The sequence below is a fragment of the Sphingomonas sp. SORGH_AS_0879 genome, from assembly GCF_030819175.1.
Lineage (GTDB): Bacteria > Pseudomonadota > Alphaproteobacteria > Sphingomonadales > Sphingomonadaceae > Sphingomonas.
Genome location: NZ_JAUTBJ010000002.1, coordinates 67,884 through 85,088, shown reverse-complemented (window position 1 = coordinate 85,088; position 17,205 = coordinate 67,884). Strand labels below are relative to the sequence as shown.

At 67.4% G+C, this 17,205-nt stretch carries 17 protein-coding genes; 8 read left to right on the top strand and 9 right to left on the bottom strand.

Going from position 1 to position 17,205, the window contains the following annotated elements; translation table 11 throughout:
• Window positions 1–30: 30 nt before the first annotated feature.
• Window positions 31–552 (top strand): hypothetical protein, encoded by a 522-nt coding sequence (locus tag QE379_RS00960; protein WP_306996972.1) that lies wholly within the window; start codon window positions 31–33, stop codon window positions 550–552.
• 112 nt (window positions 553–664) lie between these two features.
• On the opposite strand, the gene QE379_RS00955 is transcribed toward QE379_RS00960, so the two are convergent.
• The 5 genes from QE379_RS00955 to rpmF form a co-directional block, all read right to left on the bottom strand.
• A complete protein-coding gene (locus tag QE379_RS00955) occupies window positions 665–1,033 on the bottom strand; it encodes a MerR family transcriptional regulator (RefSeq protein WP_306996970.1) in 369 nt (122 codons plus the stop codon).
• The gene (locus QE379_RS00950) at window positions 1,017–1,316 is read right to left on the bottom strand and encodes an integration host factor subunit alpha (RefSeq protein ID WP_306996968.1); all 300 of its coding nucleotides are present in this window, start codon (window positions 1,314–1,316) and stop codon (window positions 1,017–1,019) included. The genes QE379_RS00955 and QE379_RS00950 overlap by 17 nt, the downstream gene beginning before the upstream one ends.
• A 90-nt stretch (window positions 1,317–1,406) precedes the next feature.
• Window positions 1,407–2,375 carry a beta-ketoacyl-ACP synthase III gene (locus tag QE379_RS00945; protein WP_306996966.1) on the bottom strand — a complete coding sequence of 323 codons (969 nt, stop codon included), beginning with the start codon at window positions 2,373–2,375 and terminating at the stop codon, window positions 1,407–1,409.
• Entirely contained in the window at window positions 2,372–3,400 is a 1,029-nt protein-coding gene (gene plsX, locus QE379_RS00940; protein WP_306996964.1) for a phosphate acyltransferase PlsX, read from the bottom strand. Before plsX ends, QE379_RS00945 begins: the two co-directional genes overlap by 4 nt.
• Window positions 3,401–3,439: 39 nt before the next feature.
• A complete protein-coding gene (gene rpmF, locus QE379_RS00935; RefSeq protein WP_037568791.1) occupies window positions 3,440–3,619 on the bottom strand; it encodes a 50S ribosomal protein L32 in 180 nt (59 codons plus the stop codon).
• Between the two features lie 206 nt (window positions 3,620–3,825).
• Between rpmF and QE379_RS00930 the strand changes: the two genes are divergently transcribed.
• On the top strand, window positions 3,826–4,263 hold the full coding sequence (locus QE379_RS00930; protein WP_306996962.1) for an MAPEG family protein: 438 nt from the start codon (window positions 3,826–3,828) through the stop codon (window positions 4,261–4,263).
• Entirely contained in the window at window positions 4,260–5,888 is a 1,629-nt protein-coding gene (locus QE379_RS00925) for a M28 family metallopeptidase (protein ID WP_306996960.1), read from the top strand. The genes QE379_RS00930 and QE379_RS00925 overlap by 4 nt, the downstream gene beginning before the upstream one ends.
• A gap of 154 nt (window positions 5,889–6,042) precedes the next feature.
• Here the strand turns inward: QE379_RS00925 and QE379_RS00920 are convergent, their stop codons facing one another.
• The gene (locus QE379_RS00920) at window positions 6,043–6,735 is read right to left on the bottom strand and encodes an MBL fold metallo-hydrolase (RefSeq protein ID WP_306996958.1); all 693 of its coding nucleotides are present in this window, start codon (window positions 6,733–6,735) and stop codon (window positions 6,043–6,045) included.
• An 82-nt stretch (window positions 6,736–6,817) separates the two neighbouring features.
• Between QE379_RS00920 and pabB the strand changes: the two genes are divergently transcribed.
• The 3 genes from pabB (at window position 6,818) to msrA (ending at window position 11,027) form a co-directional block, all read left to right on the top strand.
• Entirely contained in the window at window positions 6,818–8,566 is a 1,749-nt protein-coding gene (gene pabB / locus QE379_RS00915) for an aminodeoxychorismate synthase component I (RefSeq protein WP_306996956.1), read from the top strand.
• 54 nt (window positions 8,567–8,620) lie between these two features.
• Window positions 8,621–9,820 (top strand): pyridoxal phosphate-dependent aminotransferase, encoded by a 1,200-nt coding sequence (locus QE379_RS00910; RefSeq protein WP_306996954.1) that lies wholly within the window; start codon window positions 8,621–8,623, stop codon window positions 9,818–9,820.
• Window positions 9,821–10,355: 535 nt separating this feature from the next.
• Window positions 10,356–11,027 (top strand): peptide-methionine (S)-S-oxide reductase MsrA, encoded by a 672-nt coding sequence (gene msrA / locus QE379_RS00905; protein ID WP_306996952.1) that lies wholly within the window; start codon window positions 10,356–10,358, stop codon window positions 11,025–11,027.
• Between the two features lie 72 nt (window positions 11,028–11,099).
• On the opposite strand, the gene pdeM is transcribed toward msrA, so the two are convergent.
• Window positions 11,100–11,762: a ligase-associated DNA damage response endonuclease PdeM gene (pdeM, locus tag QE379_RS00900; protein WP_306996950.1), complete on the bottom strand. Its 663-nt coding sequence runs from the start codon at window positions 11,760–11,762 to the stop codon at window positions 11,100–11,102.
• Between the two features lie 149 nt (window positions 11,763–11,911).
• On the opposite strand from pdeM, the gene QE379_RS00895 reads away from it, so the two are divergent.
• Window positions 11,912–13,858, top strand: a complete 1,947-nt coding sequence (locus tag QE379_RS00895) for a potassium transporter Kup (RefSeq protein ID WP_306996948.1) — start codon at window positions 11,912–11,914, stop codon at window positions 13,856–13,858.
• A 45-nt stretch (window positions 13,859–13,903) separates the two neighbouring features.
• Here the strand turns inward: QE379_RS00895 and QE379_RS00890 are convergent, their stop codons facing one another.
• Window positions 13,904–14,170, bottom strand: coding sequence for a hypothetical protein (locus tag QE379_RS00890; RefSeq protein ID WP_306996946.1), 267 nt, complete (start codon window positions 14,168–14,170; stop codon window positions 13,904–13,906).
• A gap of 265 nt (window positions 14,171–14,435) precedes the next feature.
• Window positions 14,436–15,812, bottom strand: coding sequence for a DEAD/DEAH box helicase (locus QE379_RS00885; protein WP_306996944.1), 1,377 nt, complete (start codon window positions 15,810–15,812; stop codon window positions 14,436–14,438).
• Between the two features lie 277 nt (window positions 15,813–16,089).
• On the opposite strand from QE379_RS00885, the gene QE379_RS00880 reads away from it, so the two are divergent.
• Complete coding sequence (locus tag QE379_RS00880) at window positions 16,090–17,091, top strand: fumarylacetoacetate hydrolase family protein (protein ID WP_306996942.1); 1,002 nt, start codon at window positions 16,090–16,092, stop codon at window positions 17,089–17,091.
• Window positions 17,092–17,205: the final 114 nt, after the last annotated feature.

Sequence of the window (17,205 nt, the reverse complement as noted above, 5' to 3'; positions counted from 1 at the left end):
TCAACGGTCATGAACGAACAGGGATTGTCCATGGACCGCACCGCGATCGACGCCACCTTCGAGGCCAATGAGAAGCTGATCCGCCGCCGCGCCCTGAAGGCCGGGGCGAAGGCGCTGACCATCGGGACCGAAAGCCTGGCCGAGACGATCGATGCGATCGCCGATGCCTATGGCCTGACGGGGGCGCAGCGCCGCCAGTTGGAGCCCGGTGCGGCCATCGAGGCGCAGGAGATTGCGGCCAAGCTGAAGGGTTTTGTCGGCCCGGCGGCGATCCTGGGCGATCTGCGTGGCGGGTCGGGCCTGTTGTCGCAGGCGCGCGCGGCGGGAAAGTTGGCCAAGACCGCACGGCGGATCGGCAAGGGCGGGCTTGCCGCCGGTCGGATCGCCGCGCGCGGTGGTCGGGCGGCACGCGCGGTGCCTTGGGCGGCGCTCGGCGTCGCGGCCTGGGGTGTCGGCAATGGCGGTTGGTTCTGGTGGCGCGCCCATGCCTATAACCGGGCTTGCCGCGATCTGCTGCTGGGAGCGCAGGGCGGGGTGATTCAGCACGCTTGAGGCGGGATTGCAGCCTCGCCTTCGACTTCGCTCCGGCTGAACGGGGTTCGAGGTCCGGACCCACTCCACCCAGCCGTCCAGCCAAAGCGAAGTCTAAGGCCGCGTGCGCCCCCTATCGCCGTTCCGCCCGATCGTCCCAGGCCAGCGCCTCGACCAGCGAATCGCGGATGTTGCGCAACATGGTCGCGGGATCGTCTTTCGCTCGCGCCTCGTTGTCCAACAGTTGTTGGACGCCGCGCACGGTATAGGCCTGCTGGTTGAGCAGGTGATCGATGCGGCGAATCAGGGCCAGGTCTTCGGGGCGGTAATAGCGTCGGTTGCCCGCCCGCTGCACCGGGCGAAGCTGCGGAAAACGGCTTTCCCAATAGCGTAGCACATGCTGCGCCACGCCGGTTTCCCGCGCAACCTCGCCGATGGTGCGCAGGGCACCATCGGACTTGCCGCCTTCGATGGGACGCTCGGGCCTATCCCGCCGCGACAATACGATCGCGCATCATCTGGCTTGCGCGGAAGGTCAGGACGCGGCGGGGTGCGATGGGCACCTCGATCCCGGTCTTGGGATTGCGGCCGATCCGCTCCCCCTTGTCGCGCAGCACGAAGGTGCCAAAGCCGGAAATCTTGACGTTCTCACCCCGTGCCAGGGCATCACACATCTCGACGAGAATCTGCTCGACCACGTCCGCCGAATCGGAGCGGGACAGGCCCACTTCGTGATGCAGCGATTCCGCAAGATCAGCGCGTGTCAAAGTTCCAGCTTTGGTCATGTCCATCCCCCAATGGTCTGTAATGGGCCGATTAACACATCGACTATTGGGACCGAAAGGGATTTATCTTGGTTAATGAAAATCGATTGCCTAGAAGCGGATTACAGCCGCTCCCCAAGTGAAGCCGCCGCCCATTGCCTCCAAAACGATCAGATCATTTTCCCGAATGCGCCCGTCCCGAACCGCCGTGTCCAGTGCCAAAGGAACCGAAGCCGCCGAGGTATTGGCATGGCGATCGACCGTCACGATGACTTTCTCCGCGGGAAGGTTCAGCTTGCGCGCGGTGGCGTCGAGGATGCGGGCATTGGCCTGATGCGGCACGACCCAGTCGACATCGGCGGCGGACAGCCCGGCCAGTTGCAGCGCTTCTTCCATAACCTGCGCCAGATTGACGACGGCATGGCGAAACACTTCGCGACCCTTCATGCGGAGCTTGCCGACCGTGCCGGTGGTCGAGGGGCCGCCATCGACATAGAGCAGGCCATTGTGACGCCCATCGGCATGGAGCTTGGTCGTCAGGATTCCGCGTCCGTCAGCATCCGCGCTCTCGCGGGCCTCCAGCACCATTGCACCCGCCCCGTCGCCGAACAGGACGCAGGTGGTGCGGTCCTCCCAGTCGAGGATGCGGCTGAAGGTCTCGGCACCGATGACCAGCGCGCGCCGCTGCACGCCCGAGCGAAGCATCGCATCGGCGACCTGCACGGCGTAGAGAAAGCCCGAGCAGACCGCCGCGACGTCGAACGCCACGCAATCGTCGATGCCCAGCATCGTCTGGACCTTGGTGGCGGTGGCGGGAAAGGTCTGGTCCGGGGTGGCGGTCGCCAGCACGATCAGGTCGATATCCTGGGCCGATAGGCCCGCCGCCGCGATAGCGGCCTTGGCGGCGTCGGCGGCCAGCGTGGCGGTCGTTTCCTCCGGGCCCGCAATGTGGCGGAAACGGATGCCGGTGCGCTCGACGATCCACTCGTCGGACGTGTCCACCTCCTGCGCCAGTTCCTCGTTCGACACCCGCCGGGTTGGAAGCGCCGAACCCGTACCCGTGACGATCGAACGAATCATGCGGCATCCTCGAAATTCAAGAGATCCTCGGCAATACGCCGGGTCAGGTCGGCGCGCACCATCTTGGCCGCGTTGCCGATCGCGGTGGCGACGCCCAGTTCGGTCGCGCCGCCATGGCTCTTCACCACCACGCCCTTCAGGCCCAGGAAAACCGCGCCATTATGGTTGTTGGGGTCGAGATGATCGCGCAGCAATTCCGTAGCGGGGCGCGAGATCAGGAAGCCGATCTTGGACCGGGTCGAGGAGCGGAAGGCGCGCCTCAACAGGTCGCCCACGAATCGCGCGGTGCCCTCGGCGGTCTTGAGCGCGATATTGCCCGCAAAGCCGTCGCACACGATCACATCGACCTCGCCGCGGGCGAGCTGATTGCCCTCGATGAAGCCGGTGAAGTTCAGCGGCAAATGGCTCTGTCCGCGCAGCACGGCGGCGGCGTCGCGAATCTCGTCGGTGCCCTTCTGATCCTCGGACCCGATGTTGAGCAGCGCGACGCGCGGATTGTCGAGTTCGAGCAGGATGCGGGCATAGGCCGCGCCCATCACCGCGAATTGCACGAGGTTGCGCGCATCGCACTCGGTGTTCGCACCCAGGTCGAGCATGACGACGTCATTGTCGCCCAGCGTGGGGAGCGGCGCGGCGAGCGCGGGCCGGTCGATGCCGGGCAGGGTGCGCAAGCTCAGCTTGGCCATCGCCATCAGCGCGCCGGTATTGCCCGACGACACGGCGGCGGCGGCGCGTCCCCGCTTCACCAGATCGATGGCGATGCCCATCGATGTCGTGCGGGCGCGCCGGATCGCCTGGCTCGGCTTCTCACTGGAGCCGACCACTTCGGGCGCGTGCACGATTTCGGACGCGGCGGACAGATTGGGATGGGTCTTCAACCCCTCCGCAATCTGTGCCTCGTCCCCGACCAGCAGGAAGCGCATGCCCTCGAAACGGCGTCGCGCTCTGGCGACACCGGCCAGCATCACGGCCAGCCCGTCGTCGCCGCCCATCGCATCGACGGCGATCCAGGCGTTATCGGCCATGCGTTCCTCTAACGGTCATTCCGTTGACGGATGGAGGGATCAGCCCTCGACCGACACGACCTCACGGCCGTTATAGTGACCGCAAGCGGTGCACAGATTGTGCGGACGCTTCAGCTCGCCGCAGTTCGGGCATTCCTGGAATGCCGCGATCGTCAGCGAGTCGTGGCCACGGCGCATGCCGCGCTTGGAGGGCGAAGTCTTTCTCTTGGGGACGGCCATTGCGGCACCTTATCAATTCGAACAATGGGTGGAATACGCCACGGTCAGCACCCATTGCGCGCCCGGATCGAAGGACCCGGCCGCGTGAGCACCCAGCCGGACGCATCGCGAAGCCCCGCGCCTATAGCGAGTTTTGCCGATGTTGCAAGCTTTGCCACGGAATGGCAGGCGGTGTTCGGGTTCAATATACGGAGAATGCGGCGCTTATGGTCTTGCCCGTCACGCTCAGCATCGCGGCGGCGGCCGCCTTGGTCAATCTGTGGCTCGCCCTGCGAATCGTCGTCGGGCGGGTGCGGGGCAAGGTCCTGCTGGGCGATGGCGGCGATTCGCGACTGGCCAGTGGTATGCGCGCGCAGGCCAATTTCGTCGAATATGCGCCCTTCGTGCTGATCCTGATGGCGCTGATCGAGCTGGCGGGGGGATCGTCCTTCTGGCTGTGGGTGCTGGGCGGCGCATTCATCATCGCGCGGATCGGCCATGGCTGGGGCATGATGCGGCCCGCGCCCAATATCGGGCGCGCCGGGGGCGCGATGGGAACCTGGGCGGTCCTGGCGCTGTTGGCGGGCTGGGCGATCGGGATCGTCTATACCAGCCATGTCGCGCCCGTCAGCGCCACCACCGTCATAAGGATCGACCAGCGATGATTCGTTTTCCCCTCATCGGCATGGCCGCCATCGCGCTGACCGCCGCCGCCCCCGATCCCATCTCACCCACGCGCCTGTCGAACGATGTGAAGACGCTCGCCTCCGACAGCTTCGAGGGACGCGCGCCCGGCACACCGGGCGAGGCGAAGACGGTCGACTGGCTGGTCGCGCAGTTCAAGGCGATGGGACTGCGACCAGGCGGCCCGGATGGGCAGTGGACCCAGGCCGTGCCGCTGATCCGTACCCAGATCGGCAAGGGGACGATGCGCGTCGGGGCCATGCCGCTGGCGCAGGGCCAGGGTATCTATGTCTCGACCGTGCGTCCCGTCGATCGCGTCGCCATTCAGAACGCGCCGATGGTCTTTGTCGGCTACGGCGTTCATGCGCCCGAACGCGGCTGGGACGATTTCAAGGGCGTCGACCTGAAGGGTAAGGTCGCGGTCTTCCTGGTCAACGATCCCGATTTCGAGGCGGTCGCGGGCGACGATGCCAAGGGCAAGTTCGGCGACCGCCGCATGACCTATTATGGCCGCTGGACCTATAAATATGAGGAAGCCGCGCGGCGGGGCGCGCTGGGGGCGCTGATCGTCCATGACACGCCGGGCGCGGGCTATGGCTGGGCGACGGTGACGGCGCCTGCGGGCGAGAATTACGATATCGTGCGCAGCGATCCGACGTCGCGGGTGCTGTTGCAGGGCTGGTTGTCGGGCGACTCGGCGACGAAGCTGTTCGCTGCCGCTGGGCTGGACCTGGCCCAGCAGCGCAAGGCCGCGCGGCGTGCCGACTTCCGCCCCGTGCCGTTGAAGGGGCAGTCCTTCTCCGCCGACCTGCCCGTGACGACGGTGCGGGCCGAGAGCCGCAACGTGCTGGCGAAACTTCCCGGCAAGACGCACCCCGATGAAGTCGTCATGTTCGGCGCGCATTGGGACGCCTATGGCAAGGGCGCGGCGGATGCGCAGGGGCGGGTGATCCGTCCCGGTGCGAACGACGACGGGCTGGGCGTGGCGGGCGTGCTGGAACTGGCGCGCGCGTTCAAGGCGGCCCCGCCGACCGATCGCAGCCTGGTCTTCGCGCTGTGGACCGGCGAGGAGCGCGGGCTGCTGGGGTCGGAGACCTATGCGGTGAAGCCGGTCTATCCGCTGGCCAAGACGGTCGCCAACCTGACGCTCGACATCCTCCAGACGGCGGGGCCGTCGAAGGACGTGATGCTGGTCGGTGATGGCCAGAACGACCTGGAGGATCGGCTGAAGGCCGCCGCCGCCGCGCAAGGGCGGGTGGTGACGCCCGAGGCTCTGCCCGAGCGTGGGCTGTTCTATCGCGCGGACCATTTCTCGGTCGCGCGGCGCGGCGTGCCGACCTTGCTGCTGATGGCGATCAGCGGCGCGCCCGATCTGGTCGAAGGGGGGCGTCCGGCGGGGCAGCAATGGCTCGACGGCTATATGCGCTGCTATCACCAGACCTGCGATGCCTGGGACGCGAAATGGGACTTGCGCGGGGCGGCGGCGGATGTCGGGTTGTTCTACCGGATCGGGCGCGATCTGGCCGATGGGCGGGATTGGCCGGAATGGCGTGAGGGGTCGGAGTTCAAGGCGATTCGAGGGGAGAGTGCCGCGGAACGGCGCTGATTCCCTTGGCCTTCGACCTCGGCGCTTTGCCCCGAGGTTTATCCTGAGCGGCTGGCTTGCCAGCCAGCCGAAGGGCTCAGGCTGAACGGGGTTTGGGGAACCCCTATCCCACCAGCCGTTCAGGCTGAGCGAAGTCGAAGCCCACGCCCCAACTTCACCCCAAACCCAACACCCGATCCGCGACGAACGCATTGCTTTGCCGCTCATGCCCGAACGTGCTGGGCTGGCCGTGCCCCGGGATGAACGCCGTCTCGTTCCCCAGCGGCCAGAGCTTCTCGACGATCGAGCGTATCAGCGTATCATGATCCCCGCCGGCCATGTCCGACCGCCCGATCGATCCCTGGAACAGCACGTCGCCGACCAGCGCGAACTTAGACGGCGCGTGGTGGAAGATGACATGCCCGCGCGTATGCCCCGGCGTCTCGTACACATCCAGGGTCAGGCCGCCGATCGTCACCGTGTCGCCCTCGGACAGCCAGCGCGTCGGCTCCAGCACCTGCGCGGGGATGCCATAGGCCTGCCCATCCTCGTCCAGCCGCGCGAGCCAGAAGCGATCCTCTTCCTGCGGACCCTCGACCGGGACGCCCAGCGAATCGGACAGCGCCCTGGCTCCGCCCGCATGGTCGATATGGCCATGGGTGAGCAGGATCTTCTCCACCGTCACCCCGGTCTTGGCGATGGCGTCGTGGATACGGGGCAGGTCGCCGCCGGGATCGACCACCGCCGCCTTCATCGTCGCGGTGCACCAGACGATCGAGCAATTCTGCTGAAGCGGGGTGACGGGGACGATCGCGGCGCGCAAAGGCGGGGTAGGGGGCGGGGGCAGGGTCTGGGAAGCATCGGTCATGGCGTCCGGGATAGAGACTGGGACAGTCGCGGCCAATCGATACTTGCATGTGCGGGGAAGGGCCGTGCATGGATCGAACGCCATGCTGCGCCTCGATGCCCCTTTCGTGCTGCTCGACGACGCCCGTGACGGAGGAGCGGCGGCGCGGCTCTATACCGCGCCGGTCGGGATCGTCGTCGCGCATGCGCCGCTGGAGGTCGCCCCCGCGCTGGAAAAGCTGCGACAGGCGCGGGCGCAGGGCCTCCATGCCGCGGGGATGATCGCCTATGAGGCGGGGGCGGCGCTGGAACCCGGTGTGTCCGCGCCTGCGCTCGACGGCCCGCTCCTGTGGTTCGGGCTGTTCGAGGGGTGGCAGAGCCTGTCGGTCGAGGCGACGCTGCCCGATCCGGCGGGGGCGTGGATCGGCGCGCTGGAGCCCGAATGGGACGAGGCGCGCCATGCCGCGCAATTCGCCGAGGTGCAGCGGCTGATCGCGGCGGGCGATCTCTATCAGGTCAATCAGACCTTTCGCGCGACCGCGCCGGTCGTCGGCGATCCGCTGGCGCTCTATGCGGGGCTTCGCGCCCGGTCGCGCGCGGGCTGGGGCGCGGTGGTGGCGACCGGCGAGGCGACGATCCTGTCGCTGTCGCCCGAGTTGTTCTTCTCGCTGGAGGACGGTCGCCTGACCGCCCGGCCGATGAAGGGCACCGCACGGCGCGAGGCCGATCCCGCCGCCGATGCGCGCGCGGCGGCGGCCCTGCGCGACGACCCGAAGCAGCGCGCCGAAAATCTGATGATCGTCGATCTGATGCGCAACGACCTGTCGCGCGTCGCGCGGGCGGGCAGCGTCGCGGTGCCCGAGCTTTTCGCGGTCGAACCCTATCCGACGGTGCACCAGATGGTATCCACCGTCACCGCCGACCTGGCCGAGGGGCGCGATGCCTTGGACGTACTGGCGGCGCTGTTTCCCTGCGGATCGATCACCGGCGCGCCCAAGATCCGCGCGATGCAGGCGATCGCCGGGATCGAGGATTCGGCACGCGGGCTCTATACCGGGGCGATCGGGCGGCTGGATGCCGATGGGGACGCGATGTTCAACGTCGCCATCCGCACCCTGACCTGGCCGACGGGCGGCTCGCGGGTGACGCTGGGCATCGGGTCCGGGGTGGTCGCCGATTCGGTGGCGGCGGACGAGTGGGACGAGTGTCTCGCCAAGGCGGCGTTCCTGGTCGGGGGGCGGCCCGATTTCGACCTGATCGAAACCATGGCCTTCGATCCGGTCGAGGGTATCCAGCATCTGGAGGCGCATCTCGCCCGGATGAAGGCGAGCGCGGCCGCGCTGGGTTTCGCCTTCGACCGGCATGGCGCGCGCAACGAACTTCAGGCGGCGACCTTCCGCCTGCGCGAGGCACGGCGGATCCGGCTGTTGCTGGCGCGCGGTGGCGCGGTGGTGGTGGAGGTCGGCCCCCGGCCCGCACCCTTCGATGGGGTGGTGCCGGTGCGGATCGTGCCGCTGCCCGTCTCTCCCGACGATCTGCGCTTGCGGCACAAGACCAGCGCGCGCGGCTTTTACGACGCGGCGCGGATCGCGGCGGGCACGACCGAGGTGGTGTTCGAGGCCCCCGATGGCGGCCTGACCGAGGGCAGCTACACCTCGCTGTTCGTCACGCGCGGCGATGTGCTGGTCACCCCGCCGCTGGCGCAAGGGCTGCTGCCCGGCGTGCTGCGCGCGCATTTGATCCAGACGGGCCGCGCGGTCGAGGGGCGGTTGACCCGTGGAGACATTCGGGACGGATTCTTGCTTGGCAATGCACTTCGCGGATTGTTTCGTGCACGGATGGTTGCGGATTGAGGGTGGAGGCGTCTAAAGCGCCCCCGCAAATCCCTGACGCAAAGGTTCCGTTTCATGCAGCCCTCCGCCGCGCTCGGCCGTATCAGCCCGTCCCCCACGCTCGCCATCACCAGCCGCGTGTTGGAACTGAAGCGCGCCGGTGTCGATGTGATCGGACTGGGCGCGGGTGAGCCCGACTTCGACACGCCCGATTTCGTCAAAGAGGCGGCGATCCGGGCGATCCGCGACGGCAAGACCAAATATACCAATGTCGACGGCACGCCCGAGCTGAAGGCGGCGATCGCGGAAAAGTTCGCGCGCGACAACGGCCTGACCTACAAGGCCGACCAGATCAGCGTGAATGTCGGCGGCAAGCACACCCTGTTCAACGCGATGGTCGCGACGATCGATGCGGGCGACGAGGTGGTGATCCCCGCGCCTTACTGGGTCAGCTATCCGGACGTGGTCCAGTTCGCGGGCGGCGTGCCGGTGATCGTCAAGGCGGGGCCCGAACAGGGTTACAAGCTGACCCCCGAGGCGCTCGACGCCGCGATCACGCCCCGGACCAAGTGGGTGATCCTCAACTCGCCGTCCAATCCGACCGGCGCGGGCTATACCGCCGACGAGTTGAAGGCGTTGGGCGAGGTGATCCTTCGCCACCCGCATGTCTGGGTCTTCGCCGACGATATGTACGAGCATATCGTCTATGACGGCTTCCGCTTCGCCACCATCGCGCAGGTCTGCCCCGAGCTGTACGAGCGCACGCTGACGGTGAATGGCTGTTCCAAGGCCTATGCGATGACCGGCTGGCGGATCGGCTATGCGGGCGGCGCGCCCTGGCTGATCAAGGCGATCGCCAAGTTGCAGTCTCAGTCGACCTCCAACCCCTGTTCGATCGCGCAGGCGGCGGCGACCGCGGCGCTGACCGGCGACCAGAGCTTCCTCGCCGAGCGGAACCAGGCGTTCCAGGCGCGGCGCGACATGGTGGTGTCGATGCTGAACGCAATAGAGGGCATGACCTGCCCGACGCCGGAGGGCGCCTTCTACGTCTATCCGTCCTTCGCCCCGCTGATCGGCAAGTCCACGCCTTCGGGCCGGTTGATCGATGGTGACGAGGCGTTCGTCGGCTATCTGCTCGACGATGCCAAGGTCGCGGCGGTGCAGGGGGCGGCGTTCGGCCTCTCGCCCGCGATGCGAATCAGCTATGCGACCTCGGATGCGCTGCTCAGGGAAGCGTGCACCCGCATTCAGACGGCCTGCGCCGCGCTGAAATAAGGTTCGCCTTATGGCGCTGCGAAAGCCAGTCGGTCCAGCCAAATGGCTCGACTGGCTGGCTTTTTCCTATCGCTGGGTGCGCTGCGGCAATATGGCTTAACTGTGGCGTGAACGACACGGTCACGTGCCGTTAATGCTGTGTTTCTATAAACGCCATTGTCGGAACGGTGCCGATCGACCAGATGGCACCCGGAAGATCGCCGCCCATTTCGGAGGCGAACCGTTTAGACAGGTGAAGACGAATGCGTGCCCTCCTCAAGTCCAGCTTCGTATGGCAGTTCGCCGGCGGATTTGCGCTTGGCGCCCTGGGTCTCGTGATGCTTCACCCGGCCGACGCGCCCAGCCGCTATGCGTCCGCTCCGGTCGAGGCGGTTCGCTAAGGGGCCCCGGCGGGGTGATTCCCGTGGCCTTCGACTTCGCGCAGGCGGAACGGAGGTTTGGAATACTCCTCTAAAACAGCCGTTCAGGCTAAGCGAAGTCGAAGCCCGCGCTTCAACGCCCGCCTCTAGCCGAACCTGAAATCCCACCCCATATCATGGCGATGCGCTATACCCTCTGCATCGCTCTGGTCGCGACCGCATTCGGAGCGGTCGCCCTGTCCTCCCTCCCCGCCAGCGCGGAACGCGCGGTGCCGTTGCCCAGGGCGGCGATGGACGTGCCCGCGTCGTCCCGCCCGCAGGTGGCGGTGCTGGCGGGCGGTTGCTTCTGGGGCATGGAAGCGGTGTTCGAGCGGGTGAAGGGCGTCCGCGCCGTAACGGCGGGCTATGCCGGTGGTCGTCGCGAGGATGCCAATTACGGCGCCGTCTCGACCGAGCGGACCGGCCATGCCGAGGCGATTCGGATCACCTACGACCCCGCGCAAGTCTCCTACGCCACGCTGCTCCGCGTCTATTTCGCGATCGCGCATGATCCGACCCAGGTCGGCGGCCAGGGCCCGGATCGCGGGCCCAGCTATCGCTCCGCCATCTTCGCCCAGTCGCCCGAACAGGCACGGGTCGCCCGCGCCTATATCGCGCAGCTGACCAGGGCCCATGCCTTTGGCAAACCGATCACCACCCGGATCGAGCAGGGCGGCTTCTTCCCCGCCGAGGCGGATCATCAGAATTTCTACGACCGCAACCCGATGCATCCCTACATCATGCGCTGGGACAAGCCCAAGGTGGCGGGCTTCCGCGCCGGTTTCCCGGATCTGGCGCGGGCGGGATAGGGCGTAGCGTGACTTCCCTCACCCCTCTGCGAGGGGAGAGGGTTAGCGAAGCCAGGGAATGGCGACCCACCCTCAGGCGGCGACCGGGAAGCGCAGCATGCGGTCGCGCACCGGGACCAGTGCCTCCGCCGACCGCCCGACCGCCTGGATCAGCGCGGGATGATCCACGTCCAGCCCGCCGGTCAGCGCCCCGAAGGCGGGCAGGATCAGCTTGTTCGTCGTCCCCACGAAGCAACGCCGCGCGACCAGCTTGCCGCGCACCCGGAGGCGAAGCTTGGGGTGGAAATGCCCCGACAGTTCGGGCCGCGTCTCCGCCGGATCGGCCTCGTGCCGCAGGACCAGACCATCGACCAGCGCTTCGTCCACCACCGCGCCGCCGCATCGGTCGCGCAGCACGGGGTCGTGATTGCCGGTGATCCAGGTCCATTCGGTCGAGCCGGTCAGCGCCAGCAACATCGCCCGCGCCTCCGGCAGCAGGCGGTCGCATCCCTCCGCATCGTGAAAGCTGTCGCCCAGGCACCAGACCTGCCGCGCGCCCGTCCGCGCCACGATTTCGGTCAACTCGCTCAAGGTCGCGAGCGAGTCGTACGGGGGCAGCATCTGTCCGCCGCCCGCATACCAGCTCGCCTTCTCCAGGTGCAGGTCCGCGACCAGCAGCGCGGCCCGCGCGGGCCAGAACAGCGCGCCATCGGCCAGCGCCTGAAACGCCTGCCCGCCGAACGAAAAGGGAACCATTTGCCGTCCATGCGCTTGACGCTCGGCAATATCAAGCGTTTGCACAGGGCATGGGAAAGCCCTTGCTTCCCGGACGGAGAAGCGTAAAGCGCGCCGTCCTTTTGGCTCAGGGGGTTCCGGCGGACATGACGGGGACGGCAACCGACATTATGGACGACCAGACCGCGGCGACCGGCGCGGCGGAAACCGCGCACCGTCACCCCGCGCTGGCGGCACTGACCATCGGGGCGATCGGCGTGGTGTTCGGCGATATCGGCACCAGCCCGCTCTACGCCTTTCGCGAGGCGCTGTCCCAATCGGCGGGCGATGGCATCGACCCCAGCGAGATACTGGGCGTGCTCAGCCTGGCGCTCTGGTCGCTGATCCTGGTCGTCACGATCAAATATGTCGTCTTCCTGATGCGCGCCGACAATCAGGGGGAGGGCGGGGTGCTGGCGCTGGCCGCACTGGCCCGGCGCTCGGTCGGCATCCGCTCGCGGCTGGCGCTGGTGCTGGGCGCGGCGGGGGCGTCGCTCTTCTATGGCGATGCGATCATCACGCCGGCGCTGTCGGTCCTGTCGGCGATGGAGGGGCTGCACACCATCCCCGCCGCCGCCACGATCTTCAACGAAGACGTGATCCGGATGTGCACCATCGTCATCCTGGTCGCGCTGTTCTTCATCCAGTCGCGCGGCACGGCGTCGGTGTCGAAGCTGTTCGGGCCGATCTGCATCCTGTGGTTCCTCGTCATCGGCGGGCTGGGCCTGTGGCATATCGCCGACGAACCCTCGATTGCGCGGGTGATCTGGCCGGGCTACGGCGTCAGCTTCCTGGCGAGCCATGGGGTGGTCGGGCTGTTCGTGCTGGGCGCGGTGTTCCTGACGGTGACAGGCGCGGAGGCGCTGACCGCCGATATGGGGCATTTCGGGCGGCTGCCGATCCGGATCGGCTGGTTCTCGCTGGTCCTGCCGGCGCTGGCGCTCAACTATCTGGGGCAGGGGGCTTTCGCGCTGTCGGCGCTGGAGCGGGCGACCGCGAACGGACAGCCCTTCACCAATCAGGACTGGTTCTTCCTGATGGCGCCCGAGTCGCTCCGCCCCGCGCTGATCGTGCTGGCGGGGCTCGCCACCGTCATCGCGGCGCAGGCGGTGATCACCGGCGCCTTCTCGCTGACCCAGCAGGCGATTCAACTGGGACTGTTGCCGCGCCTGCGCGTCCGCCAGACCTCGGCCGATTTCCAAGGGCAGATCTATCTGCCCGCGATCAACTGGCTGCTGCTGTTCGGGGTGCTGGTGCTGGTCATCCAGTTCAAGACCTCTTCGGCGATGGCCGCCGCCTATGGCATCGCGGTGACGGGGACGATGGTGGTGACGACCTGCCTCGCCTATCTGGTCGTTCGGCATCGCTGGGGCTGGTCGCGGGCACTGGCGCTGGCGGCGATCCTGCCCTTTCTGGCGCTCGACCTCGTCTTTTTCGGGGCGAACATCCTGCGGGTGATCGAGGGCGGCTGGGTGCCGTTGCTGGTTGGCGCGGGGGTGGGGACGATCATCCACACCTGGGTGCGCGGGCGCGGGATCGTCGCGGCGTTCGAGAAGCGCCAGGCGATACCGCTCGCCGACCTCGCCGCCGCGCTGGCCAAGCGTCCCCCGGAGCGGGTGCCCGGAACGGCGGTGTTCCTGACCGCCAATCCGGCGTCCGCCCCCGGCGCGCTGCTCCACAATCTGAAGCACAACAAGATCCTGCACGAACAGAATCTGGTCGTGACGATCCGCACCGCCGACCGGCCCGTCGTGTCGGCGGAGAAGCGCGCGCATGTCGAGCGGCTGGACGACAATTTCGCGACCGTGACGCTGACCTATGGCTTCATGGAGACGCCGGACATCCCGCGCGACCTGCCCCGCGATCTGGGCGTGGAGACACGCATGTCGGGGCTGGACCCGATGAAGACGAGCTATTTCATCGGCCGCAACACGCTGAAACCCGAGGCGGAAAAGGGCATGCCGCCCTGGCAGGACCGGCTGTTCATGTTCCTGCAGCGCAACGCCAGCGACCCGACCGACTTCCTGCGGATTCCGCCGGGCAAGGTGCTGGAATTGGGGGAGCAGGTGACGGTGTGAGTTATTCCTCCCCTCCCCAAGTTTGGCTCGGGGGAGGGATAGGGGCTACAGCGTGACCTTGGGCGGCTTGGCGGCCTCGACCGCCACCAGCACCATCTTTTCCCAGATCGCGGGATCGCCCGCTTCGGCCATCGCCTGATCGGGTTCGCGTAGGGTCCGCAGCACGGCCAGCGCGTCGCTCATATGCTCGCGCCAATGATCGTCGACCAGCTTGGCGGCGGACTCCGAATCGCCCCCGGCATTGGCGCTCAACCGCTGGCCGCATAGCACACGCGCGATGCGTTCGGCGGCGGGGGTGTGGGCAATATCCATGGCAACCTCTCCTGATGCGCGTGTCGTTACGCGTTCAACGCATCAGCATCGTGTTGGGATGCAAGCGATGGCCGCAAGCACGCCCCTCCCGCAGGCGAGTTTCAGGTCGGTCATGCCCCCGGCACGACCTAAACGATGCGGGGCATCGTTTACCTGAAACTGGGATGGGGGAGGGTACGCCACAGGCGATGGTCTCTGTGAGAGTCCTTGCCCTCCCCAAACCCCTCCCGCCTGCGGGAGGGGCTTAAGAAGAGCTAAGAAGGATTCAGCCCTGCGCGCCGCGACCGGCACCGCCGCCGGGGCGACCCTGGCCGCCGCGACCACGACCGCCGCCAGCTCCACCACCGCCGCCACGACGGCGCGGCTGGCGACCCTGCGGCGCGCGGGCGTCGGTTGCGCGCGGATGATGGGTCGCACGCGGACGCGCCGGATCGCGCGGACGGTCGACGCGCGGCGCGGGGTCGGCGCCGATGGCCTTCACCCGCTGCGACTTGATCGCCTCGGCACGCTTCACGAAGTCGGCGGGAAGCGGCACGACATTGATCTTCTGCCGCGTCAGCTTCTCGATGTCCTTCAGATAGGGCCGCTCATCCTCGGCGCAGAAGGCGATGGCCAGACCCGAGCGGCCCGCGCGCGCCGTGCGGCCGATGCGGTGGACATATTGCTCGGCGACATTGGGCAATTCGAAGTTGAAGACATGGCTGACGCCCGGAATGTCGATGCCGCGCGCGGCGATGTCGGTCGCCACCAGCACGCGGGTCTGGCCCGAGCGGAACTCGCCCAGCGCCCGCTCGCGCTGGCCCTGGCTCTTGTTGCCATGGATCGCGTTGGCGGCGATGCCATTGCCCGCCAGCAGCTTCACGACGCGGTCCGCGCCATGCTTGGTGCGGGTGAAGACCAGCGCCAGCTCGATCGCGGGATCGGCGAGCAGGATGGTCAGCAGCGCCTGCTTCTCGGCCTGCGTTACGAAGGTCACCGACTGCTCGACACGCTCGGCCGTGGTCGAGACCGGCGTGACCGATACCGTCGCGGGGTTGTCGAGGAACTTGTCGGCCAGATCGCGGATCGCGGCGGGCATGGTGGCCGAGAAGAACAGGGTCTGACGCTTGCGCGGGATCATCTTCACGATGCGGCGCAGCGCATGGATGAAGCCCAGGTCGAGCATCTGGTCGGCCTCGTCCAGCACCAGGATCTCGATCATCGACAGGTTCAGGAAGCCCTGCTCGACCAGATCGATCAGGCGGCCCGGCGTCGCGACCAGGATATCGACGCCGCGCGACAGGTCCTGGCGGTTCTTGTTCAGGCTGGTCCCGCCGAAGACGGTCGCGACCGCCAGCTTGGAGAATTTGGCATAGCCTTTCGCATTCTCGGCGATCTGGCTGGCCAGTTCGCGCGTGGGGGCGAGGACGAGCATCCGGCAATGGGTCGGCAGGACGCGCTTGTTCGCCTCGACCAGACGCTGGATCGAGGGGAGGACGAAGGCCGCGGTCTTGCCGGTGCCGGTCTGCGCGATGCCCAGCAGGTCGCGGCCTTCCAGCAGCGTCGGGATCGAATCGCGCTGGATCGGGGTGGGTTCGGAATAGCCTTTCGCTTCGAGCGCGCGGACGAGCGGCTCGGCAAGGCCGAGTTCGGAAAATGGCATGGAATTGCTTTCGATCATGGCGCGCGAGTCACGGAAGGGCCGCGAGATGCGGCGCCGGGGTTGATGACACCCCGCGTGACAAGGGAAGCCTGAAGACAGGGTCGGGGCGGAGCCGGGACCAGATGGTCCGTTCACGCTGCGAGTGGACGCCTCGACGGATGGCCATGTGCGCCGACCTTTGCGAAAAGTCAAGTTTCAGGCAGGATCGGGGCGCGATGGCGTGACAATCGCGGACGGATGGTTACATCTGATACCAAATAGGCAAGAGGAGTCCTGCATGAAACTCGCCAGTCTCAAGGAAGGTCGCGACGGCAAGCTGGTCGTCGTGTCGAGCGACCTCGCCTGGTATGCCGATGCGGGGCATATCGCACCGACGCTGCAAGCCGCGCTCGACGATTGGGATGCGATCGCGCCCGCGCTGGCCAATCTGGCGACCGATCTGGATCACGGCGCGATCCCGCGTGCGCGTTTCCACGAGCATGACGCCGCCTCGCCGCTGCCGCGCGCCTATCAGTGGGCGGATGGGTCGGCCTATGTGAATCACGTCGCGCTGGTCCGCCAGGCGCGCGGGGCGGAACTGCCCGAGAGTTTCTGGCACGATCCGTTGATCTATCAGGGCGGGTCGGACGGGTTCCTGGGGCCGCGCGATCCGATCCCGCTGGCCGATGAAAGCTGGGGCTGCGACCTGGAGGGCGAGGTCGTCGTCGTTACCGGCGATGTGCCGATGGGCGCGAGCCGCGAGGAAGCGCTGGCGGCGATCCGGCTGGTCGGGCTGACCAACGACGTATCGCTGCGGGGGCTGATTCCCGGCGAACTGGCCAAGGGGTTCGGCTTCTTCCAGTCCAAGCCGGCTTCGGCCTTTTCGCCCGTCTTCGTCACGCCAGAGTCGCTGGGCGACTGGTGGCGGGACGGCAAGCTGCACCGGGTGCTCAAGGTCGACCTGAACGGCAAGCCCTTCGGCCGGGCCGAGGCGGGGGTGGACATGACCTTCGACTTCGGCACGCTGATCGCCCATGCGGCAAAGACCCGCGCGCTGGGGGCGGGGACGATCATCGGTTCGGGCACCGTGTCCAACCGCGATTCGGACGGCGGCCCCGGCAAGCCGGTCGCCGAGGGCGGCGTCGGCTATAGCTGCATCGCGGAAGTGCGGATGATCGAGACGATCCGCGGCGGCGAGGCGAAGACGCCGTTCCTGAAAAAGGGCGACACGGTGCGCATATGGATGGAGGACGACCGCCACCATCCCATCTTCGGCGCGATCGAGCAGACGGTCGGGTGACCTTATTCCTCCCCAAGCTTGCTTGGGGAGGGGGACCATCGCGGCAGCGATGGTGGAGGGGCGGGGTCCGGCGGCTCGCCTGCTTCCGAAGTTCGGTGACGGGGCGGCCGTCCG